Source organism: Micromonospora chokoriensis (genome assembly GCF_900091505.1).
In the GTDB taxonomy this organism is placed as follows: domain Bacteria; phylum Actinomycetota; class Actinomycetes; order Mycobacteriales; family Micromonosporaceae; genus Micromonospora; species Micromonospora chokoriensis.
In genome coordinates, this window is sequence record NZ_LT607409.1 from 897,051 (window position 1) to 911,832 (window position 14,782).

A 14,782-nucleotide genomic window follows, 5' to 3' on the forward strand; every position below is an offset into this window, starting at 1 on the left:
CGGTCCTCCTCGCCAGAGCCGTAAACTCTCGTGGGCATCTAACCACTACCGCCGGCACGGCCTGCGAACGCCAGCGGAGGCTTCCCCTTACCCCGGTGTCCGACTTTTCATCTCCGAACACCAGTGCGAGAGTGCAGGGCGTGACCACCAACGACTTCAGCGCCGCGCGTCCCACGCCGCGCCACGACCTGGAGTCGTCGTCGCCGGCCACCGTATCCGCTGGTCACGCCCCTGGGCCAGGGCCGGCCGACCTGCTGCGCCGGCTGCGCGCCCGAGGCGCCGGAGACCCGGTCACCCACGTGGAACGGGTGCCGGCCCGCCCCGGGGTGCCCGCCCCGTGGCCGTCCTGGGCGTCAGCGGAGCTGCGCGCCGCGTTCACCCGCCGTGGTGTGGTCGCGCCGTGGCAGCACCAGGCCCGGGCGGCCACCCTGGCGTACGAGGGCGACCATGTCGTCGTCGCCACCGGCACCGCGTCCGGCAAGTCGCTGGCGTACCAGCTCCCGGCTCTCGCCACGTTGCTCGCCGACCCCCGGGCCACGGTGCTCTACCTGGCACCGACCAAGGCCCTCGCCGCCGACCAGCTGCGGGCCGTCGCCGCGCTGGAACTTGAGGGGGTACGCCCCGCCTGCTACGACGGAGACACTCCGCGCGCCGAGCGGGAGTGGATCCGGCGGCACTCCCGGTTCGTACTGACCAACCCGGACATGCTGCACCACGGCATCCTGCCGGGGCACGCCCAGTGGTCCGGTTTCCTGCGCCGACTCGCGTACGTGGTGATCGACGAGTGCCACACCTACCGCGGGGTGTTCGGCTCGCACGTGGCGCACGTGCTGCGCCGGCTTCGCCGGCAGTGCGCCCGGTTCGGGGCCACCCCGGTCTTCGTGCTGGCCTCCGCCACCTCCGGTGACCCGGCCACCGCTGCCGGACGGCTGACCGGGCTGCCGGTGACGGCTGTCACCGAGGACGCATCGCCGCGCGGCGGGGTGACCTTCGCGCTCTGGGAGCCGCCGCTGCTGCCGCCCGACTCCGGCACCGCTCCCTCCGACTCCTCCTCGGTGCCCGGCCAGGCGGCCGGCGACCGCTCCTCTGCTCCGGCCCCCGGCCAGGCGGCCGGCGACCACGACGACCTCCGGCAGGTCCGCCGGTCGGCGCTGCGCGAGACCGCGGACCTGCTCGCCGACACGGTCGCCGAGGGGGTACGCACCCTCGCGTTCGTCCGTTCCCGCAAGGGCGCCGAGGTGGTGGCCGCCAACGCGCGCCGCTCGCTGGACGACGCGGTCCCGGGGCTCGGCGACCGGGTGGCCGCCTACCGGGGTGGCTACCTGCGCGAGGAGCGGCGCGAGCTGGAACGGGCGCTGCTGCACGGCGACCTCCTCGGTCTGTCCTCCACCAACGCGTTGGAGCTGGGCGTGGACCTGGTCGGGTTGGACGCGGTGCTGATCTGCGGCTACCCGGGCACCCGGGCGTCGCTGTGGCAGCAGGCGGGCCGCGCCGGGCGTTCCGGGCAGGAGGCCCTCGCGGTCCTGGTGGCCCGGGACGACCCGCTGGACACCTACCTGGTGCACCACCCGGAGGCGATCTTCGGGGCGCCGGTGGAGGCGACGGTCCTCGACCCGGCCAACCGGTACGTGCTGGCACCGCAACTCGCCTGCGCCGCTGCCGAAGCCCCGCTCACCCCAGCCGACCTGGTGCTCTTCGGGGACGGGGCGAAGGAGGCCGTCGACGAACTGGTGGCGGCCGGCGCCCTGCGGCAGCGGCCCACCGGCTGGTACTGGCGGCACCGGGAACGCCCCGAGGTGGACCTGCGCGGCGAGGGCGGCGCACCGGTCTGCGTGGTCGAGTCGGCCACCGGCCGGCTGCTGGGCACCGTCGACGGCGGTTCCTCGCACTTCCTGCTCCACCCCGGCGCGGTCTACCTCCACCAGGGCGTCTCGTACGTGGTGGACGAGCTGGACCTGGCCGACGGCTGCGCGTTGGTGCACGTCGAGGAGCCGGACTGGTCCACCCACGCCCGTGACGTCACCGACCTGTCCGTGGTGTCCGTGCGCTCGTACGTGGACGCCGGACCGGTCGGCATGTTCCTCGGCGAGGTCGACGTGACCAGCCAGGTCGTGTCGTACCAGCGGCGGCGGATCGCCACCGGCGAGGTGATCGACACCCGGCCGCTCGACCTGCCCGCCCGGGAGCTGCGCACGGTGGCGGTCTGGTTCACGCTGTCACCGCAGTCGTTGGCTCTCGCCGGAGTCCAGTCGGCCGACGTGCCGGGCGCGCTGCACGCCGCCGAACACGCCGCGATCGGGCTGCTGCCGCTGATGGCGACCTGCGACCGGTGGGACATCGGCGGGCTCTCCACCGCCGTGCACGCTGACACCGAGGCGCCGACCGTCTTCGTCTACGACGGGCACCCGGGTGGTGCCGGGTTCGCCGAGCGGGCGTACGGGACGGCGTCGGCGTGGCTGCGGGCCACCCGGGACGCGATCGCGGAGTGCGGCTGCGAGACCGGATGCCCGTCCTGCGTACAGTCGCCGAAGTGCGGAAACGGCAACAATCCGCTCTCCAAACCGGACGCGATCCGGGTGCTCGACGTGGTGTTGGCGAACCTGCCCGAGTAGCCGGTTGCATGAATCGCCTCGGCACTGGGCACAATGGCATGGGAGCGCTTCCATCGATGTCCATGCTGTGATTGCCCCCGTGCCCGAGGAGAAGCCGTGGCCGACACGATCGCCGAAACCGTCGACCTGCTCTACACCATCGACCAGGACCACCTCACCCTCGACCAGCAGATCGCGCTCGGCTCGGCGTTGGCCGCCCTGGCCCAGGCGGAACGGCTGGAGCTGATCAACGAGCGGTTGCGAGTGATCCATCAGGTGCTCAACACCTGGGCGATGCGCGCCGCAGCCACACCTGACGTTCGCTGATCCGACCCCCGCTCGTCGGCACGGGCAGCGCGGGGTGCCAGGTGGCGCTTCGACCGCTCCGCGACCGGTGATCGTCGATGGCAGGGAACGCGACGGTTGTCGAGCTGTGCGAGACTCCGGCGCACAGTCCCCCTGAGGAGATCAGATGCAGCTCGACAACTTGCAGAGTCAGCACCAGTTCCATGTTCGCCAGCGACTGCGCATGATGGTCAACCAGTACGAGGTCCGGGCCGTCGCCCCGGACGGCACCGAGGGTGAGCTGCTGGCGTTCGCGCAGCAGAAGCGTCTCGCCTTCAAGGAGCAGGTGACGATCTACACGGACGACTCCAAGCAGCAGCCCCTGCTCGGCTTCAAGGCCCGCCAGCGCCTCGACCTCGGCGCCACGTACGACGTCACCGACGCCGCCGGCAACCCGATCGGGCTGTTCCGCAAGGATTTCGCCCAGTCGCTGCTCCGTTCCACCTGGCACGTCGAGCAGGCCGGTCTTCCGCAGGTGACCGGCCAGGAGCGCAGCATGCCGGTGGCACTGCTGCGCCGCTTCGTCGATTCGCTGTCCTGGCTGCCGTACCACTTCGACTTCACCGCCGGCGGCCAGCCGGTCTTCACCGTGGTCAAGAAGTGGGGCCTGCGCGACAAGTACGTCGTCGAGGTGCAGAACCCGCAGATCGATCGCCGTCTGGTCATCGCGATGGCCGTCGCCCTCGACGCGCTCCAGGCCCGCTGACCGACGCGGCCGCGAATCTCTCGGGCTGCTGGCTGCCGAACGCCGCGGTTGCCGCGCGCCGGCCAACCCGGTGGCCGTGTTTGGCATTTCCTCAAGCGGCGGCGATGACGGGGTCGGTGACCGGTTGGGACCGGGCGGGGTGGTGGCCGCCTTTGGAGCTGATGTCGTCAACGCATCGCGCCTGATGTCGTAAACGGTTCAGCTCCACAGCGGTGCCCAAGCTGACCGGGCCCCGCGTGCGGGCGGAGCTGCCTCGGCGGCTTCCGCAGCAGCACTGCCTGCGCGGTCAGGCGCGCACCGGGCCGGCGCGGGCCGTCGATGTGGCGACCCGGGTCAGCCCGGGAAGTGGAGTGAACGCCACCTCGACGGTCACCAGCACATCCAGCCCGTCGAGGTGGCAGCCGACCATCCGACCAGCGTTGCGGGCGACGATGTCGGCAGCGGACGCGCAGGCCGTCATGTCCCCGTCGAGCGCCCGGGCGGCTCCGGCCAGCGCACCGAGATCGGCTGCCACCATCGCCCGCTGATCGGCCATCCCGGCGAGGACGATGGCAGCGCCGAACGTCCCGAACAGCACGAGCACCAACCCCAGGGCCAGTAGCAGGACAGTCGCACCGCCGCGCTGCCCGTCCGGGCTACCCTCGTGGACCAACCCGGTGGCGGGTCCACAACCGACGCGGAGTGCCGGGCACATCACGGCTGCCCATCGGCGACGCCCGGTTCCACGGCGGCGACGGCGGTTGCGACCACGGTGATCCGTGGTAGCCGACCGCCCAGTGTGCGAACGGGCGCGCGTACCGTCGCCCGCACCCGGCCGCCCTCGACGGACGCCGACACCTCCGCCCCTGGCGGTGCCGCGCGCCCCGCCGCCGCGCTGCCGTCCTCGCCGCGGGCGACAGCCAGCGCAGCCTCCCGGGCCGCGTGGAGGCAACTCGCCTGTGCGCTGACGGCGTTGACCGAGGTCAGGCCAGCCAGTAGGAGCAGGAGGAGCGCCGGCAGGCCGGCCGCCAGTTCGGCGGTGAACGACCCCCGGTCCCGGCGAGCGGCCGATTGGACGGTTCCCCACCCGCCGCGACCGGCCCGCCACGAAGGGCCAGATCGTGGACCGCGACCGGCCTGCCGGCGCCCGCTCACTTCAGGGCCCGGTCGATGACTGCGGTCAGCGCCGACTGGACGTTGCCGGAGGTCAGCACCTTCAACAGGATGCCGGCGAAGGCGACCGCCGCGAGCGTGCCGACCGCGTACTCGGCCGTGTTCATTCCGGCGTCCCCGCGCAGGCGGGCGAGCATTTTGCGCATGACTGTTCCCTTTCTCGTTGTGGTCAGAGCACGTCGCCGAGGACAGCGACGATCACCGGCACCAGGCCGGCGAGAATGAACGCCGGGAGGAAGCAGAGCCCCAGCGGCAGGACGATGAGCACCCCTGCCCGGCGTGCGGACGCCTCGGCGGCGGTGGCCCGGTCGGCACGCAGGTCGTCGGCGAGCCGGGTCATCGCCCCGGCCAGGGCTGCGCCGCTGTTGGCCGAACGCAACGCCGCTGCCGTCAAGCGGTCCGCACCAGGTATCCCGTCCAGCGCGGACCACGCCTCCGCCGGGCCACCGCCGAGCAGGAGCGTGCGGCCGACGCGGGACAGGCGACCGGCGAGTGGCCCGTCCAACGTCTCGGCTACGGCCAGAATCGAGCGGTCCACCGGGGCACCCGCGCGCATCGCCGCAGCGAGAAGATCAGCGGCGAGCGGCAGGTCAGCTGCCTCCTGGAGCCGCCGCTTGCGGGCACTGGGGGACTCGATCCGCCGCAGGAGACGATCCAGCAGGAATGCAGTCGGGACCGCACCCAGCAACCCGAACCAGCCACCGACGACGACGGCCACGGCAAGCCCTCCCAGCGCTGCCGCAAGCCGGATCGTGTCCGGCCGCAGCGTTGGGTGTGAGCTGCGCTCGCCCGCCGAGCTGCGTCGACGCGCTGCGCCGCCTTGCCTCGTCGGGCCCCTGGGCGTCATCCGGTCCGCCCTGGTGTCGCGCTCAGCCGCTCTGCCCAGAGAAGGCCCACGACCTGCAGGGCGACGGCGAGAACCGCACAGGCCCCACCGACCCTGCTGTGCAGGAGCACCCCTACCGGGTCGACGCCGATGCCGTACCCCAGTCCGATTCCTCCGACCGGCAACGCCGCCAGTAACCAGGCCGTGGCTCGGGCGCCGGCCGCCTGTGCCGCTGCGGCGGCCATACCTCGGTCGGTAGCCCGAGCGTCCGCCTCGATGCGCTCGACGAGCTCCGCGAGCGGAGCGCCGGTCCGGTCCGCCAGGCGTACCGCTGCTGAGGTCAGCTGACGCAGCCGGTCCGGCCCGCCGGCGGCGACGTCGAGCGCGTGTGGGACTGGCAGGCCGGCCCGGAGGTCCGCAGCGAGGCCACAGAGTTGGTCCAGCCCGTGTCGTCGGAGCTGTTCGGTGCTTCGATTCGTTCGCCAACGCAGCACGGCACGCACTGCCAACGTGCCGTAGCTGGCCAGCGCGACCGCGGCGACGGGACCACCGACCACGGCGCCGACACCACCGCCCAGGAGGCCGGCCATCGGCAACACACGTGCCGCCGGCCGCGAGGTCCGCGCCCTCGCGACGACGCCCGGCCCGCCGATCGTCGTGTCGGCCGTCCGCTGGTCACCGGGCTCGGGATCGCCGCCCGCCTCGGCCCCGGGCGAGCTGAACAGGGCGCTCCGGGGGCCCTCAGCCACGTCCTGCCACTCGACGTCGACCACGTCTACGGCGTCGAGCGCGACAGCTGCCACAGTCGTGCCGTCCCCACGTCCTGCGCCTGAGGTCGTGTCCTCCGGTCGGGCGGTGCCGGCTGGCCGCCGAGGATCCCGGCGGGTCGGCGGGCGCGTCGGGCCCGCCGGACCCGTCGACCTCACGGACCCGCCCGCTCCGGCCGGCCCGCCCAAGCCCCCGGGCCAGCTCGGTCTGCCGGTGGCGTCCCGGGTCGGCCAGCCGAGCGCTGTCGATTTCACGCCGGCCTGTGGCTGGTAGGCGATGCCGACCGGACGGCCCGCGGTCGGCGGGCCACCGGCGTTGTCGACAGACCCGTCCGAGGTACGGCCGAGTTCCCTGATCCACTCCACCAGTGCCTCGTCCGGGTCTGCCCCGGTCTTCCCGCGTCCCGTCTCCAACACGCGACGTCGGCGAGCGCGGATGCTCCGCCCCGGCCACGCCACCAGCGCGGCGGCTACCAGGAGCAGCGCCACCACCACCGCCCCGCCGGTCATGCCGGACCTGCCGATCCGGGCCACGGCTCGCTGAGGATCGGCGGCACCGCCACCCCGCGCTCCCGCAGCAGCGCCCCGAGCGCGCGAGCGGCCAACCCGAGGCCGCTGCCACGCATCCAGGCGGGCACCACGGTCACCAGGCGCTCGGGCCCTTCCGGCAGCAGCAGGCAGACCGACTCCAGGACGCGTCCCCGGTCACCTCGTCGCACCTGGAACACCACCTGCAGGGCGGCGGCGACCTGGGCGTGCAGCGCGGCGCGGGGCAGGCCGCCCAGCATGCCCAGGGCCTCCAGCCGGGCCGGCACGTCGGACGGGGTGTTGGCGTGCAACGTGCCGGCGCCCCCGTCGTGGCCGGTGTTGAGGGCACCCAGCAGGTCGACCACCTCACCACCCCGGCACTCCCCGACCACCAGGCGGTCCGGCCGCATCCGCAGGGCCTGCCGGACCAGGTCGCCCAGACCGACGACGCCCGTTCCCTCCACATTGGCGGTACGCGCCTGGAGCCCCACCACGTGCGGATGACCTGGCCGCAGCTCGGCGGCGTCCTCCACCAGCACGATGCGCTCGGTGGCTGGCACCATGCCCAGCAACGTGTTGAGCAGGGTCGTCTTGCCGGACCCCGTTCCACCGGTCACCAGGTACGCCAGGCGGGCCGCGACGACGGCGGCGAGCAGCGGTGCCACGGGTCGCGGCACCGTCCCCTGACGTACCAGCTCGTCGAGGGTGAACGGTCGGTGGCGGAAGGTTCGCAGGGACAGGTACGGACCTTCGGTCGCTACCGGTGGCAGCACGGCGTGCAGCCGAGTGCCGTCAGGGAGCCGGGCATCCGCGTACGGAGATCCGTCGTCCAGCCTCCGGCCGGCGCTGGCGATCAGCCGCTGTGCCAGCCGGCGTACGTCCTCGACCGAGCCCACCGGCACCGCGACCTGCTGCAGCCCCGAACCACGATCGACCCACACCCGCGTCCCGTTGACCAGGACGTCGGTCACCTCCGCGTCGGCGAGCAGCGGGGCCAGCGGCCCGGCGCCCACGAGGTCGTCGCGCACCCGGTCGGCGATCCGCAGCACTGCGGTGTCGCCGAGCACCGCGGCGTTGGGCTCGGCCCGCACGGCGGACACGATCGCCGCCGGCGTCACGGGAGTGGTGGCGGCGGCGATGCGCTGCCGTACGCGACGGGCGAGGGTGCCGTCCTCCGGCCTGCCGCTCATGCCGCACCTGCCGACGGCACGCCGGTGAGGTCGGCGACGATCCGTTGGCAGAGCGCGGCAAGGGGTCCCTTGCCCGCGGCGGCGGGTGCCTCACCTCGTTCCAGCCCGCGGCACAGCCCCGGCTCGGGACGCAGCGTGCCCGCCAGTGGGAGGCCGAGAGCCCGTGCGACCTCGGCCGCGCGTAGCCGACCGGGGGCCGGCCCGCGCACCACCACCGAGAGCACCGCGCAGTGCGGGGCGGCAGCGGCCACGACCCGCGCCGCCGCTGCGGTGGCGCGCAGCTCGGCCGGGACGACGACGAACGCCTGGTCGGTCGACTGCAACGCCACCACTGCCGCGTCGTCCAACTGTCGGGGCAGGTCGACCACGACGAAGTCCCGCCCGCGCCGGGCGGCGTCGACGGTCGCCGCCATCGCCGCCGCCGGCAGCGCCAGCATCTCGCCGCGATCCCAGGAGAGCACCACCAGGTCACCTCGACTGGGCAGGGCCTGCACCAGCGCCGGGGCGTCCACCCGCCCGTCCGCGCCGGTGAGCGACGGCCACCGCAGCCCTTCCACCTGTTCCCAGCCCAGCACGAGGTCGAGGCCACCACCGAGGGGATCGGCGTCGACCAGCAGAGTGCGTAACCGGGCCCGCGCGGCGGTCACGGCGAGGCCACCGGCCAGGACGCTCGCCCCGGCACCGCCCCGACCGCCGAAGACCGCCACGATCCGGGCCCCGACGCCGTCCGGAGCGCCCGCGTCCTGCTCGGCGAACCGGTCGACCAGCCATGATTCCGCGGCGGGCAGCATGGCGACGTACTCGGCCCCGACCAGCTCGGCGATCTGCCAACCGGGGTCGGGCTGACCGGCCCGACCGACCAGCACCAGCCGGGATCGCTGCGGCATCCGGGCACGCAGACATGCCTGCGCCTGATCGATGCCGAGTATCACCAGCGGTGCGGGAACCCATCGGGTACGCGCGGCCGCCAGGTCGCGGGCGAGTTCCACCTCGGTCCCGCCTGCGGCGGCGAGCCGGAGCACGTCATCGAGCAGTTCGTCGTCGCCGGTGACGACGAGTGGGAGCCGGCGGATCGGCGGGACGGAGGTACGGGGTGGCATCGCGGCCTCCAGCGGTCGGGCTCTGGTATGCCGCCGACCCTGCTCCGAATCCGCCCCGCATTCGATCCCGATGTGGTCGCCTGTGGACAACCTGGCGGGCTGTGGAAAACGCCCGCTGAGCCAGTTGATCTGCTACGGGCGCAGGCGATTCCCCAGCTAGTGCTGCTGAGCAAAAGACAGCGGGGCCGCTCCGAGAAGGAGCGGCCCCGCAAGTCGGCGGTCAGCCGACCCGGTCGGTCCAGGCGGCGTCGAGGATGACCTTGTACGAGCTGATCCGCACGGGCGACAGCGTCAACCGCTCATGGGCAAGCAGTTCGCCCGTCTTCGGATCGAAGATGAGAAGAGACTGCGCGTCGTGCTCGCGGTCGTCGAAGGTGACGGCGACTCCATGTCGGCCGGCCCGGTCGATGACCTGCCCCCGCCAGCGGAAGCCGGGCACGTCGGCCAGGACCCGCAGGACCGCCGCTCGGATCGCGCGCGGCACGACATACTGCCCGTAGAGGGTGCTGACCTCCTTGCTCGCCGCCCCCGGCCCGTATTCGACCTTCAGTAGCTGCCGTAGCTCGGACGGGTCAGCCGGCAGCGGCCTGATCTCCATGGGCGGCAGCGGAATGAGGCTCGGTGCGGGGGTGCCGGTGGCTGCTGGTCGTCCGATGCTTTCTCGCTGCCAGTAATCCCGAGACTCCTGGTCGGGGTACTGCGGCTCCAGTTGGATGTTGGCCTGGTTGCCGGTCCCGTCGGTGGCCTGCCAGAGCTTCGTCTCGCTGGCGTATGCCACATGGTGGCGGCCGTCGGCGGACGTCATCACCGGATCGCCCCACACCTTCGTGTGGTGGTACATGTAGCGCCCGCTCTGATGGTCGTACGCCGCATCTTTGATCTTGTCGGCCAGCATGCGTAGCTGCGGGCCGGCCGGCGGCGGATTCGCGTCGAACTGGTACGCGACAGGCACGAGCACCAGTCCCGCTGCCGCCGGCAGCTCGCCCGGAGGATCCGGTGTGCCCTCGCCGAACGGCTGGAGGACCGCCACGGCACCGGCCGCGACCGCCAGCGTCCCGGCCGTCAGGACCAGCCGGCGGGTCGGGCGTACGCGCCGACGCCCGGCCACCGGCTCGGTAGCGCCGGCGCGGTCGATCAGCTCGCGCGCCGAGACCAGCGGTGGCCGGACGTCGGCGTTCCGGGCTGGGTCGGCGGGGCCGAGAAGAGTACGGGTCCGCTCTACTCCGGACATCACAGATCCTCTCGAATGGTCACCAAGACCGGACGACGCCGGGACTGAGTGGGCCGGTCCGCCATCGCCTCGACGAGACGTCGGCGGGCGCGGTGCAGGCGCACCGCAGCGGTTGCCCGGGTACAGCCCAGGACCTTCGCCGCCTCGGACACCGTCAACTCCTCCCAGCCGACCAACCGGAGGATTTCCTGGTCGATCTCGGCGAGGGTGGCCAGGGCTGCCCGGAGGTCGGCGACCCCGACTGTGGTGTCCGCACCGGACGAACCGCCCAGCCGGGCCAGCTCGACGTCGCTGATCGGCAGGAGGTCCGGGGCGCCACGTCGCGTCCGCCACTGGTTGGCCAGGAGGCGCCGGGCCACCCCGTACAGCCAGGGCAGGCCACGGTCGGGCACCTCGACGCGACGACGCCAGGCAACGACGAAGACCTCCTGTGCCAGTTCCACCGCGGCGTCCCCGTCGGCGAGCCGGCGCAGGCCGTATCGGACGATGTGCGCGTACTCGGCGGCGTAGAGGCTGGTGAACCACCCCTCGTCGCGCTCTGCTGGTGGACCCACCCGAACCCCCACTGCCTCGGCGTCTCTCACCCTGACTTGTGTCGCAGAGGGCCTGAGGATTACCGCGTGGCCGATGATCAATGGTCGAGTGGTCAGCCGACCTCGCGGACCAGGCGATACAGGTCGTGGCGGACCGTCGGCCAGTCATCGCCAACCGCATGCCGGACGGCACTCACCGCGTCGAGCGCTGCCAACCCGCTACCTGTCGCCGCGTACAGGGCGTGGACGGCCGAGGAACCGCTGCGCACGTCGACGTCCTGCACTGTGAGGCGGTGGACGACCCTCAATCGGGCCTCCTCGTCCAGGCTCACGCCCTGCTCGACGGCGTCCGCCACCTGCCGCACGAGGTCGTCGTCGCTGAACCTGAACCGGGTGGTGACCGCCCGCACGGCAAGCGCCAGCGCCGTCCGCCGTACCTCTTCCGGCGCGGCCCGCAGCCGCGCGTCGAGGTCGGGCTCGTCGTACCCGAAGTTCGAGGGCGGCCTCGGATCGGGCGGGATCGAGCCGAGGCGTACCGTCACCCATGGACCGGCCTGCGGATCGGCGCCCTCGTCGCCGACCCACTCGGCGGGCAGCCGTACGCCGGTCCGCCGCTCGACGAACGCCATCGCCGCGGCAGTCACCTGGCCGGTGCCCCGCGCGGCGCGCACGTCGGCCAGGTCGTCGTCGAACGCCGCCGGGTCATCCCCGTGCCGCCGGTCCGGGTCGTTCATGTCCATCCAGGCGAGCACCTTGCCGTACACCGCGTAGGTGAGGCCGCCATTGCCGTTGACGGTCCAGTCGACCGTGTGCACCCGCAGGCCGTCGCTGGCCCAACGCAGCACCTCAGGTCGGCTCAGCGCACAGCCGTTGTCCTGGAAAATCACCACGTTCGGGCCGATCTGGGCCAGGTCGGCGAGCTCGCCCGACTGGCTGTCACCCGGCTCCACGCGCCTGGCCCGAAGGCGCGCGATGACACCGTCGACGGTGGCCTCGGCGCTCGCCGGCTGCACGACGGCCCAGGTCAACCCCTCGGCGAGCCAATCACGATCGGCCAGGAAGTCGTCGTAGTAACGCACCATGTCCGACACCATCCGAACACGCTACGACGGTCATGATTCCTGTGGGCCCCCACGAGCTAGCAGGCGGGTTCGGCGGTACGACAGGCCGACGCGCTCCGATGCGTAGCGACCCTAGGCTGACGCCCATGTCGTGGAGCATGCGGGTGATCGACCTGGACGAGCGCGATCACCAGCCGGCGGAGTCGAACCACCCTGCCCAAGGCCACCCCGTGACCAGACGGAAGATGGTTCTGGGGCTCGTCGCCGTCTTCGTCGTCGGCGCTCTGATCGGGGGCTTCGCTGTTCAACGACGAGCGTCGCATGAGCAGCGGGAACGGAACTCGGTGGTGGCACTCGTGGCCTTCCCTCAATCGGCCAGTCTGGGAAGCTCCACCTTCCAGACAGCCAGCCTGGACGCAGGCAGCGGCGCCCCCCAGGTCAAGATGACCGGGCATCTGATGGTGGTCAACGCCGGCCCCGCGCCGATCACCGTCAGACAGGCTGCCGCGGATAGGCCGGGCCTGGTGTCAGCCAGCACCGGGCGACCCCGGCTGTCACCCCTCGGTGGCACCGGTGAGCTCGTGGTCGAGCTGTTGTTCGAGTGCTCGGCCGCGTTCTTCCGGGAGCCGCTGTCCCTGGACTTCGAGGTCGAGACCGAGGACAAGCACGTTCGAGAGGTCAGCTACCGGGTCACCCTCGCAGGAAGCGACTGGCAGCGCGTCGCCCCGGCCACTTGCGGGAGTGCATAGACCCGGCGGGCCTATTACCAGGCGGTGGCTCGGTTCAACGCCCGTCAGCACGAGCCGCCACGTCGCCCGCCACGTCGCCCGCCGCTTCCCACCGAGACGGGTCTGCGACGATCCCCGGATGGTCAACGTTCGAACCCCGCGACCACCGGTCTCGCGGAACGGCCTACCGAACGCCGGGGTAGGCGCGATGCTGGAACCGAACGGCAGTCCATCGGCTGACACGTGCGGAGGCGGCAACGCATGCCCGACGATCCCCGGTACCAGCAGGCCCTCGACACTGCGGAGCGCCTCCTCGGCCAACCGTTGACCCTGCCGCTGGCCGATGGGGAACCCGCGGTCGGTCAGGACTTCCGGCGGCTGGCGACCGAGCACACGTTCGGCGACTCGTGGCCGCGACCGGGCCTGGACCTGCGGAGCCGCTGCCTGATCTCGGTGGCCGTCGCGGCGGCGTTGGGCACCCACGAGCCGCTGCGGGGGCAGTTGCGCATCGCGCTGACGTCCGGTGTGACCAAGGAGGAGATCGTCGAGCTCTTCATCCACTTGGAGGCGTACGCCGGGGCGGCCCGGGCGTTCGACAGCTACCAGGTGGCCGCGGCGGTCTTCGGCGAGCACCGCTGACGACGCCGCCGCCATCCCGTCTGCCGTCGATCCACCCTCCTGGGGAGCGGGCCGCCGCCCGGCCCGCCACGTCAAGCGGACCTTGACGGCTCGCACGGACGGCGGGTTGGGCCGCGTCCCGAGTCCTGGCTGCTTCTGACTGCTCTGCTGCCTCCGACGCTCGAGACACCCCCAAAGGCGGCGTGGACGACGACGAGGAGGGCCTGTCACCTGCGGCGGAGTAGCGCTCCCAGAAAGGGACGACCCCCGTCGGGGGGAGACGGGGGTCGTCGAAGGTTCGGCTCCGGGGGGGTCGAGCCGAACCACTCAGCGGTCACGGGGGGTGCAACCGCCGAGCGTCTGCCTGTTTTCGGGTATGTGAAAGCTCGTCGTACGGACAAGTTTGCCTGAGCGCGCCCGTCACGTCGAGTGGTGCTTGCTCCACTCACCGCGAAAATCTCCTCGCAGAGTGTGAGCGCGATCACGCGGAGCGGAGAAGGTGGTGCCTGCCCGCAGGTGTGAGGGGTGGCCTGACCCCGGGCACCCGCCGACGATAGACCATCCGGCTAGACTTTCGCGCCGTGGGCCGAAGTGCCGCTTTCTTCGATCTGGACAAGACCGTCATCGCCAAGTCGAGCGCCCTGGCGTTCGGTCGGCCGTTCTACCGGGACGGGCTGATCACCCGGCGTGACGTGGTCAAGTCGGCGTACGCGCAGCTGATGTTCCGGCTGGGCGGCACCGACGAGCAGACCATGGCCCGAACACGGGACTACCTGGCTGCGCTCTGCAAGGGCTGGCAGGTGGAACAGGTCCGCCAGATCGTCGCGGAGACACTCCACGAGCTGATCAACCCTTACGTGTACGCCGAGGCCGCCGTCCTGATCGCGGAGCACCAGGCGGCGGGGCGGGACGTGGTGCTGGTGTCGGCGTCGGGCGAGGAGATGGTCCGGCCGATCGGCGAGTTGCTCGGGGTGACCGACGTGATCGCCACCCGGATGACGGTCCGCGACGGCCGGTACAGCGGTGAGGTCGAGTTCTACGCGGCCGGCCCGCGCAAGGTCGAGGCGGTCAACGAGCTGGCGGCGGCCCGGGACTACGACCTGGCCGACTCGTACGCCTACTCCGACTCGTACAGCGACCGCCCCCTGCTGGAGTGCGTCGGCCACCCGAGTGTGGTCAACCCGGACCGGCAGTTGCGCAAGCTGGCCTCGGAGAACGCGTGGCCGGTGCTGGAGTTCCGGCACCCGATCCCGCTGGGTCGCCGCCTGCGGGAGCGACCCGCGGTGCCGGTGGCAGCGGCGGCGCTCGGCGTCGGCGTGGGCGTGGCCATCGGCATCGCCTGGTACGGCCGGCACCGTCGCACCCGCGCGGCCACGACCACCGCCTGACGAGGTCCACCCCGCCGC

The 14,782-nt window shown here is 72.4% G+C and carries 16 protein-coding genes; 6 read left to right on the forward strand and 10 right to left on the reverse strand.

Going from position 1 to position 14,782, the window contains the following annotated elements:
- Window positions 1–188 precede the first annotated feature (188 nt).
- From GA0070612_RS04195 to GA0070612_RS04205, 3 genes are all read left to right on the forward strand, one after another.
- Window positions 189–2,612 carry a DEAD/DEAH box helicase gene (locus GA0070612_RS04195; RefSeq protein ID WP_408630557.1) on the forward strand — a complete coding sequence of 808 codons (2,424 nt, stop codon included), beginning with the start codon at window positions 189–191 and terminating at the stop codon, window positions 2,610–2,612.
- A gap of 96 nt (window positions 2,613–2,708) precedes the next feature.
- A complete protein-coding gene (locus GA0070612_RS04200) occupies window positions 2,709–2,918 on the forward strand; it encodes a hypothetical protein (protein ID WP_088986720.1) in 210 nt (69 codons plus the stop codon).
- A gap of 145 nt (window positions 2,919–3,063) precedes the next feature.
- Window positions 3,064–3,642, forward strand: a complete 579-nt coding sequence (locus tag GA0070612_RS04205) for an LURP-one-related/scramblase family protein (RefSeq protein ID WP_088986721.1) — start codon at window positions 3,064–3,066, stop codon at window positions 3,640–3,642.
- Between the two features lie 286 nt (window positions 3,643–3,928).
- Here the strand turns inward: GA0070612_RS04205 and GA0070612_RS04210 are convergent, their stop codons facing one another.
- The 10 genes from GA0070612_RS04210 to GA0070612_RS04255 all read right to left on the reverse strand — a co-directional run bounded on the left by GA0070612_RS04210 (window position 3,929) and on the right by GA0070612_RS04255 (window position 12,063).
- Window positions 3,929–4,336 carry an Rv3654c family TadE-like protein gene (locus GA0070612_RS04210; RefSeq protein WP_088986722.1) on the reverse strand — a complete coding sequence of 136 codons (408 nt, stop codon included), beginning with the start codon at window positions 4,334–4,336 and terminating at the stop codon, window positions 3,929–3,931.
- Window positions 4,336–4,653 carry a TadE family type IV pilus minor pilin gene (locus tag GA0070612_RS32385; RefSeq protein ID WP_088991260.1) on the reverse strand — a complete coding sequence of 106 codons (318 nt, stop codon included), beginning with the start codon at window positions 4,651–4,653 and terminating at the stop codon, window positions 4,336–4,338. The genes GA0070612_RS04210 and GA0070612_RS32385 overlap by 1 nt, the downstream gene beginning before the upstream one ends.
- 119 nt (window positions 4,654–4,772) lie before the next feature.
- On the reverse strand, window positions 4,773–4,940 hold the full coding sequence (locus GA0070612_RS04220) for a DUF4244 domain-containing protein (protein ID WP_088986723.1): 168 nt from the start codon (window positions 4,938–4,940) through the stop codon (window positions 4,773–4,775).
- A 23-nt stretch (window positions 4,941–4,963) separates the two neighbouring features.
- Window positions 4,964–5,641 carry a type II secretion system F family protein gene (locus tag GA0070612_RS04225; RefSeq protein ID WP_088986724.1) on the reverse strand — a complete coding sequence of 226 codons (678 nt, stop codon included), beginning with the start codon at window positions 5,639–5,641 and terminating at the stop codon, window positions 4,964–4,966.
- A complete protein-coding gene (locus tag GA0070612_RS32390) occupies window positions 5,638–6,423 on the reverse strand; it encodes a type II secretion system F family protein (RefSeq protein ID WP_408630531.1) in 786 nt (261 codons plus the stop codon). The genes GA0070612_RS04225 and GA0070612_RS32390 overlap by 4 nt, the downstream gene beginning before the upstream one ends.
- Before the next feature lie 470 nt (window positions 6,424–6,893).
- Window positions 6,894–8,105: a TadA family conjugal transfer-associated ATPase gene (locus tag GA0070612_RS04235; protein ID WP_088986725.1), complete on the reverse strand. Its 1,212-nt coding sequence runs from the start codon at window positions 8,103–8,105 to the stop codon at window positions 6,894–6,896.
- Window positions 8,102–9,205 carry a septum site-determining protein Ssd gene (gene ssd / locus GA0070612_RS04240; RefSeq protein WP_088986726.1) on the reverse strand — a complete coding sequence of 368 codons (1,104 nt, stop codon included), beginning with the start codon at window positions 9,203–9,205 and terminating at the stop codon, window positions 8,102–8,104. Before ssd ends, GA0070612_RS04235 begins: the two co-directional genes overlap by 4 nt.
- A 220-nt stretch (window positions 9,206–9,425) precedes the next feature.
- Window positions 9,426–10,436 carry a CU044_5270 family protein gene (locus GA0070612_RS04245; protein WP_088986727.1) on the reverse strand — a complete coding sequence of 337 codons (1,011 nt, stop codon included), beginning with the start codon at window positions 10,434–10,436 and terminating at the stop codon, window positions 9,426–9,428.
- Window positions 10,436–10,990: an RNA polymerase sigma factor gene (locus GA0070612_RS04250; RefSeq protein ID WP_167393601.1), complete on the reverse strand. Its 555-nt coding sequence runs from the start codon at window positions 10,988–10,990 to the stop codon at window positions 10,436–10,438. Before GA0070612_RS04250 ends, GA0070612_RS04245 begins: the two co-directional genes overlap by 1 nt.
- A gap of 92 nt (window positions 10,991–11,082) precedes the next feature.
- Entirely contained in the window at window positions 11,083–12,063 is a 981-nt protein-coding gene (locus tag GA0070612_RS04255; RefSeq protein ID WP_088986729.1) for a DUF6461 domain-containing protein, read from the reverse strand.
- Window positions 12,064–12,176: 113 nt separating this feature from the next.
- On the opposite strand from GA0070612_RS04255, the gene GA0070612_RS04260 reads away from it, so the two are divergent.
- The 3 genes from GA0070612_RS04260 (at window position 12,177) to GA0070612_RS04270 (ending at window position 14,764) form a co-directional block, all read left to right on the forward strand.
- Window positions 12,177–12,779 carry a hypothetical protein gene (locus GA0070612_RS04260; protein WP_157742423.1) on the forward strand — a complete coding sequence of 201 codons (603 nt, stop codon included), beginning with the start codon at window positions 12,177–12,179 and terminating at the stop codon, window positions 12,777–12,779.
- Window positions 12,780–13,019: 240 nt separating this feature from the next.
- Window positions 13,020–13,397: a carboxymuconolactone decarboxylase family protein gene (locus GA0070612_RS04265; RefSeq protein WP_088986731.1), complete on the forward strand. Its 378-nt coding sequence runs from the start codon at window positions 13,020–13,022 to the stop codon at window positions 13,395–13,397.
- A 560-nt stretch (window positions 13,398–13,957) separates the two neighbouring features.
- The gene (locus GA0070612_RS04270) at window positions 13,958–14,764 is read left to right on the forward strand and encodes an HAD family hydrolase (RefSeq protein WP_088986732.1); all 807 of its coding nucleotides are present in this window, start codon (window positions 13,958–13,960) and stop codon (window positions 14,762–14,764) included.
- The last annotated feature ends 18 nt before the right edge of the window (window positions 14,765–14,782 follow it).